Source organism: Mucilaginibacter sp., assembly GCF_039207105.1.
In the GTDB taxonomy this organism is placed as follows: domain Bacteria; phylum Bacteroidota; class Bacteroidia; order Sphingobacteriales; family Sphingobacteriaceae; genus Mucilaginibacter.
Map to the genome: position 1 here is coordinate 35,291 of NZ_JBCECK010000035.1, position 6,980 is coordinate 42,270.

The following is a 6,980-nucleotide window of genomic DNA, read 5'->3' on the forward strand; positions in this document are numbered from 1 at the left end:
CTGCATGAACGGTAAATATGGTTATGATCTGAAGATCATTCGGAGCGATTGATCTTTTGATAAGTAAGCGGTTGCCCAGTTATATAGGGTTTTTAGCTTGTTACGATAGTTTACTAATGATATTAAATGGATAAACAACCACATGAACAAAGCCATAATACCACCGATATGCAACTTGTTCTTAAACAAATCGACCACAGCCTTATTCCGGCCAATAATGGCCATATCACCTTTATCAAAGTAATTAAAGGCAGTTAAAGGTTTACCGTGCTGCAATGCTATAAAGTTTTTAGCCAGGTTACGCCCTTGTTGTATAGCTACCTGGGCCAACTGCGGATGCCCTTTAGGGTACCTTTCGTCGGTTATTTGGATGCTGGCATCGCCGATGGCATAAATATTATCAAAGCCTGTTACCTTGTTAAATTCATCGGTGATCATCCTGCGGCCAGTACCCAGACTACTTTCAGGAATACCCTCAAACGTATTGGCGGTAATACCTGCAGCCCAGATCAATGTTTTAGCCTCAATAGTTTCTCCGGTTGATAGGGTTACCGTATTTTTGTCATAATCCTTAACGTAGGTATTAAGTTTTATTTTAACACCGAGATCAGACAATACCTTGTAAGCTTCCTGATGTGTTTTATCGCTCATGGGGCCTAATAAATTTTTACCACCATCAACTATATAAATTCCGCCAAGGGTTCCTTTAAGCTCCGGATAATCCTTGAGGAAAATGTTTTTCTTCATTTCGGCCAGCATACCTGCTATCTCAACACCAGTAGGGCCGCCACCGGCTACCACAATGGTGAGTAGTTTTCTTCGTTCGGCCAGATCTTTGGTCATGGCGGCCTGTTCCATTGTTTGCAGTAAGGAATTACGCATGCGCAGGGCATCGTCAATGGTTTTCATAGGGATGGCATTCTTCTGAACATTGTCCATCCCGAAAAAGTTTATTCGGGCACCTGATGCAAATACCAGGTAGTCATATGTAAGTTCTTCGTTGGCTAAATGTACAGTTTGTGATGCCGGGTCTATTTTTAATACTTCGGCCATCCGGTAACTTATCCTTTTGTTCCGAAACATTTTACGGAAGGGATAACTAATATCCGAAGCGTCAAGAAAACTGGTTGCCACCTGATAAAGCAGGGGTGGGAAATAGTTATAATTATTTTTATCAAGCAAAATAACCTGATAATTTTTGTTTTTGGCTACCTGCTCGGCAAGGTTTATGCCGGCAAAACCACCCCCAATAATAACAATTTTTTTAACGGTGTTTTGAGCATTACTCATAGTTACCGGTGTAGTTTTTATGGAGTTCATTTTATTGATTGTTTTATAGTGTACTTTATACACAAATATACCTAAAATTTTACTGTTTGTTTCTGTATTACAGTTGTATATGGTATTGTTTACAATTGTATGATTGTGGTGTATTTTGTACACTAAATTCATGCAATTGGATTCATTTATTAACTCAACGGCTAAGTATTACAGTGATTAAAATCACTCAAATTGGGGATACCTGGCAAGATGAATAATACTGAGGTTTGTAAGGGTTATTCAGATAGGTATGGAGCAGGTAACAGCAAACAATATTTTCATTTATAAAACCTCTGTTAATAATAAAACTGACAGACGGTATATAGCGCGTGCGCTTAATGCTATGTTAGGAGAAGAAAATTGGACTATTGACCTGACAGATGAAGATAAAGTACTCCGTGTACAAAGTAAACATAATGACGCAATTCTAATTATAGATGTATTAACCAGCTATGGATTTTTATGTGAACAGATGCACTATTGATTGCGAATAGATCAAATTATTTCAATTACCAAAGTTTTCTTATTCAGTACTTTGCTTTATAATATAAAAATTACAAACGGTTAAAGGCTTTTAGCTTTAATATTTATTTTAATTTGGCTTAACAACATAACAGTTTCTTTGGCAAAAATTAAAATCCCATAAACATAGGCATTGCCATATTATATTAAAAGCATGATGAATAAATTTATTAAAGTAGCTACTGTTTTAGGAGTGCTGGCTAACAGTGGTTTAACTGTAAACGCGCAAACTAAAACTTATACCGTTGCCGACGCGCATTCGCATAATGATTATCACAACAATATCCCGTTTTTGCGTGCTTATGAAAAAGGCTTTGGCTCTATTGAAGCTGACGTTTATGCGGTTAACGGCGAGCTCATGGTAGCGCATAATAAAAAGGATATCACTGCTAAACGCTCATTGAAGCTACTTTATATCGATCCTTTGATTGAAAAGTTTCAGCGGGATGCTAAAAGGCAGCTTCGTTTGCTTATCGAAATAAAGGAAGATCATAAAGCTGTACTGCCTTTGGTAATTAAAGAGCTTAAACCGCTGGAGCAATATTTTTCTTATCCGGGGCACCCTGGCCGTCTGTCTATCGTGATGACAGGTGCTGTGCCTCCGCCTGCTGAGTTCAGTAACTATCCGGAATGGATATCATTTGATGTGGATCATATGGATGGGTTTAACTCAGAACAGTGGAAGCGGATAGGTTTGGTAAGTTTTCCGTTTGGTAAATATATGAAATGGAATGGTAAAGGTGTGTTAAACAGTGCGGAGATTGCCAAATTAAAAGGTGGCATAGACAGCGTACATAACGCCGGCAAAAAGATCCGTTTTTGGGAAACTCCTGATACAAAAAGCAGCTGGATCGCACTCATGAAACTGGGTGTTGACGTTATAGGTACCGATAAAGTAGAGGAGCTGGGCGATTTCTTGAATAACAAACCGCATAATGAATATGTATCAACCACGCCGTATGAAATATATCACCCAACTTATAAATCTGATGGCTCATTAAAGAAGGTTAAAAACATTATTTTATGTATTGGTGATGGTATGGGGCTATCACAAATTTATTCAACCTATACCGCCAATAGGGGGCAGCTAAATATTTTCCAGATCCCTAACATTGGGTTTTCTATAACCAACGCGGCTGATGCTTACATTACCGATTCGGCAGCAGGGGGGACGGCATTTGCCACCGGCCAAAAAACTAATGACCGCGCGGTAGGGGTAGACCCATCCGGTAAGCCTTTAAAATCATTGGCGGTTTATAGCTCGGAGGCCGGAAAGAAAACCGCGGATATTGTAGCATGTGAATTAACAGATGCTACTCCTGCGGTTTTTTACGCTCACCAGTCTGAAAGAAGCAATACCTTAGCCATCGCAAATGATATGGTATCTACGCCTATTGATATCCTTTTGGGTTCAGGATATAAAGATTTTTGGCCAAAAACTAATGGAAAATCACCTTTGGATAGACTTCAGGAAAGAGGCTATACCGTGATTCGCAATTTTGATGAATTTTTGAAATCGCCGGCTCAAAAAATAGTTGGACTGATGGATGATACTGTAACTCGTCCAAAAATGGAGGGAAGGGGCAATTACCTGGCCCAGGCCTTTAACAAGGTTACCAATACATTTAAAAATAATCCTGAAGGCTTTTTTATGATGATTGAAGGCTCACAGATTGATCATGGCGGCCACAACAATAACCTTAAACAAGTGGTAACTGAAAACAGCGACTTTGACCGTGTTGTTGGCGATGCTTTACGGTTTGCCGATGAAGACGGTGAAACGCTGGTAATTATAACTGCTGATCATGAAACCGGAGGCCTAACCTTAATAGATGGTAATATAACCAACGGATATGTTTGGGGCGATTTTAGCACTAATGATCATACCGGAACCCCGGTGCCTGTTTTTGCCTACGGTCCGCATTCCGGCGATTTTAGAGGAGCTTATCCTAACACCGCCATATTTGATAAGCTGCTTGCACTCATCAAGAAGAAATAAGCATTAAAAAAGAACGTCTTAATCACATTAAGGCGTTTTCTTTTATAGTACATTTTCGGTTCTAACAGCTCCGTCTTTAATCCTGCCGGTAACTGCAGGTTTATGATCGATCACTAATCTGCTCCATCCCTGGTTGGCACCTTTTCTACCGTCCTTTTTATGTTCGTTCATCACCTTTTTTATCCGGATAGCATATTGCCAGCAAGTGCTTTGCCGTATGCCTATTTTTTCGGAAAGCTGGTATGAAGAAATAGTGCCTTTTGTTGAATACATTAAATAAACCACATAAAATGCCTTGTTTATAGGTATCCTGTTGTTTTGAAATATGGTATTAAAAAGTACCGACTCTTCATAACCGCATTTGGTACACCTGCGGCTATATGGCGCCCTGCCATTTTTGTATAGCGTACTTGCGCACTTTAGGCAGCCATAACCTTTTGCCCATTTTAACTCCGACAGAAATTTGTTGCAGCTTTCCTGATCGGGGTATGTGGAACTGAACTCTTCAAATGATAATTCTGCGGAAAGCACCCTTGCATCGGTAACTTTTTCAATGTTATGTTTCAGTTGTATATTATCACGTTCCAGTAAAACGTTCATCAGCGAAATTTCCGCGGCTTGCCTTTCAATTTCTTTATTGGTATTAATGAGGTCGGCGTTTTGCTGCTCAATAACCTCTGCCTGCTCCGATATTTTTCTTGATTTTTCAATCACCTGCCGGGTGCGTTCATTAACCTTAATTTCAAGTTCCTGGTTAATGGAATCTTTTAGTTGATTGGTGATGGCCATTTGCCTGATGATCTCATCTTTAGCAGCCTCCTTTTCGGTTCTCAGCAACCTTACCTGATCGGCTATAGCTATTGAAAAAAATATCATTTCGGCAATAAAGCTAAAACTCAAACCATAAAAAGCGAAAAGACCCATGCCTCTTACCGCCCCAAGAACGCTGATCACCTTAAATATTACGCCGATAAATAAAGATGCATAGGCCACAACAAAGAACCTGGCCGGTTTATAGCCATTGCTCCAAATTTTTATACCAGTTACAAAGGCTACCGATAACGGGACTACCTCAACAAATTTGTAAATGAAAAAACCTGGATTAATGAAAAGGCAAAACAGCAGATATAAGGTTCTGAAGCCAATAACGTAATTGATGATCTTATTAAATATTGGAGCCTTATGGCGAACATCTAAAAGATCTTTGGTAAACAACAAGGCGAAAAGGCTTATAAAGTATAGCGATACACCGTAGGCATAAGCATTTAAACCTGGCAGTTCCGGCCAGATATATTGAAAAGCAATGCCATCTGTACTCATTTCATAAAAACCAACACTCATAACATACAGCACATAAAATAAATAATGCTTTTTCCGTACCGCCAGAAACATAAGGAGGTTATGAAAACAGAATATGAGCAGCATGCCATAGAATAAACCGTAAGTTAAATACTCAGTTAAAGCATAGTGAATAAAGTAACCTATGGTACGATAAACGATGATCACATTGATGGAATTAGCCGATCTGATCTTGAAATAATAGATATGCTCACCTTTTAGTTTATTGTTGATAGAAAATTCAAAGTTTTTATGGTGGTAAAGGCGGTTAACAAAATTTGTAGAAGCTCCGGCAGTTTTAGACGTGTACAGTCCTTTATTATCGGGAACATAAGCCGTAATAAGTTCGGTGGTTTGATCAAAAAACTCAAATACCGATTGCTTCTCATCCATCGGTCCGTCAAAGTTTACCTTGATCTTATACCAATAATCAGATCTGACATTCTTGTTTTTAGGGTAATACCCCTTATTAACCTGAAAAAGATGGCTTACAGAATCGGTCCTGATATCATCAATAGTCAGTTTATTGGAATTATCTTCCAGGTATTCAATTTCGGCCCCATTAAAAATATGCTGATGTACCGTGCTGTTTATGTTGATGGTTTTTTGCCCAAATACAGGGTTCATCACAACGCATAAAAGCAATACATAAAGTAAGGGTATAGGTTTTATCATGGTTTATAATCGGTTTCTTTTAAAAGAAGGACTGGTTAATCCCTTCTTTAAGGATCTTAAAAGTAGAAGAAAATTGCCAATTGTAACTAACCTGATACAATAATTTACGAAAACGTTGTAGTGCGCAAAAAGTGAAAAACAAGCATATAATACAACGTTAAACAGACTACTGGAGGTTTTTTCAGATCAAGGATTCAAGCGTATTAAAATGGCTGTGTTTTGAGTACACGAAGCTCAATATTATACTGATATATAAGCATTAATCTTTCTTTTTAATATTTCATTAAACGTATTAAAATTAATATAACAAACTAATTATCAGATAATTGTGATTTTTAAGTATTGTTTTATTGACCTGTATTTATATAAATTTGAACCAACAGAGCAGCAAATCTGGCTGCATGCTGATAAACCAATTAATACTAATTTTTAAATGATTTGCGTGAGCTCCCCTGACGGCTAATGATGCCATGTGATTTTTTGCGGTTTACATTATCGCACAATCCAAACCAATTCAAATGTTTTTTAACTATTAAAATTTTATGAGAAAAAAAATTACTCTATTCATCTTCCTTCTTTTTGGGGCACTGAATATGGCATTAGCACAAAACACTACTGTAAAAGGTAAGGTTGTTGATAAGGCCGGCCAATCATTGCCTGGCGTTACCGTTGCTGTAAAAGGTACAACAAACGGCACATTAACCGATAATACCGGCCATTACAGCATTAGTGTAGCGCCAAATGCTATTTTAACATTTTCTTTTATTGGTTTTGCTCCTAAAAGCGTGGCTGTAGGTGGTCAAACCGGTATTAATGTTACACTTGACGAAATTCATAATGATTTGAACGAAGTAGTTGTAGTAGGGTACGGTACACAAAAGAAAAGTGTAGTTACGGGTGCCATATCAGGCGTTAAAGCTACCGATCTGGAAAAACAACCGGTTAACCGTATTGAACAAGCTTTACAAGGCCGTACATCTGGTTTAACAATAGCTTCAACGTCAGGGCAACCAGGTTCTGCTTCAAGCGTACGTTTAAGGGGTATAACTTCTTTTACTAACGATAAGAATAATCCTTTATGGGTGGTTGACGGTGTGGTTATTGACAACGATGGTATAGGTTACCT

5 protein-coding genes are annotated in these 6,980 nt (G+C 38.3%); 3 read left to right on the top strand and 2 right to left on the bottom strand.

The genetic code is table 11. The features are described from left to right. Positions 1 to 21: 21 nt before the first annotated feature. A complete protein-coding gene (locus AAGC65_RS09795) occupies positions 22 to 1,320 on the bottom strand; it encodes an NAD(P)/FAD-dependent oxidoreductase (RefSeq protein ID WP_343112263.1) in 1,299 nt (432 codons plus the stop codon). Positions 1,321 to 1,570: 250 nt separating this feature from the next. Between AAGC65_RS09795 and AAGC65_RS09800 the strand changes: the two genes are divergently transcribed. Continuing rightward, a complete protein-coding gene (locus AAGC65_RS09800) occupies positions 1,571 to 1,804 on the top strand; it encodes a hypothetical protein (RefSeq protein ID WP_343112264.1) in 234 nt (77 codons plus the stop codon). 192 nt (positions 1,805 to 1,996) lie between these two features. Continuing rightward, the gene (locus tag AAGC65_RS09805; RefSeq protein WP_343112265.1) at positions 1,997 to 3,841 is read left to right on the top strand and encodes an alkaline phosphatase; all 1,845 of its coding nucleotides are present in this window, start codon (positions 1,997 to 1,999) and stop codon (positions 3,839 to 3,841) included. A gap of 42 nt (positions 3,842 to 3,883) precedes the next feature. Here AAGC65_RS09805 and AAGC65_RS09810 read toward each other — a convergent pair whose 3' ends face one another. Next, positions 3,884 to 5,854, bottom strand: a complete 1,971-nt coding sequence (locus AAGC65_RS09810) for a 7TM diverse intracellular signaling domain-containing protein (protein WP_343112266.1) — start codon at positions 5,852 to 5,854, stop codon at positions 3,884 to 3,886. A gap of 542 nt (positions 5,855 to 6,396) precedes the next feature. Between AAGC65_RS09810 and AAGC65_RS09815 the strand changes: the two genes are divergently transcribed. Continuing rightward, a partial coding sequence (locus AAGC65_RS09815) for a carboxypeptidase-like regulatory domain-containing protein (protein WP_343112267.1) occupies positions 6,397 to 6,980 on the top strand: 584 nt, incomplete at its 3' end.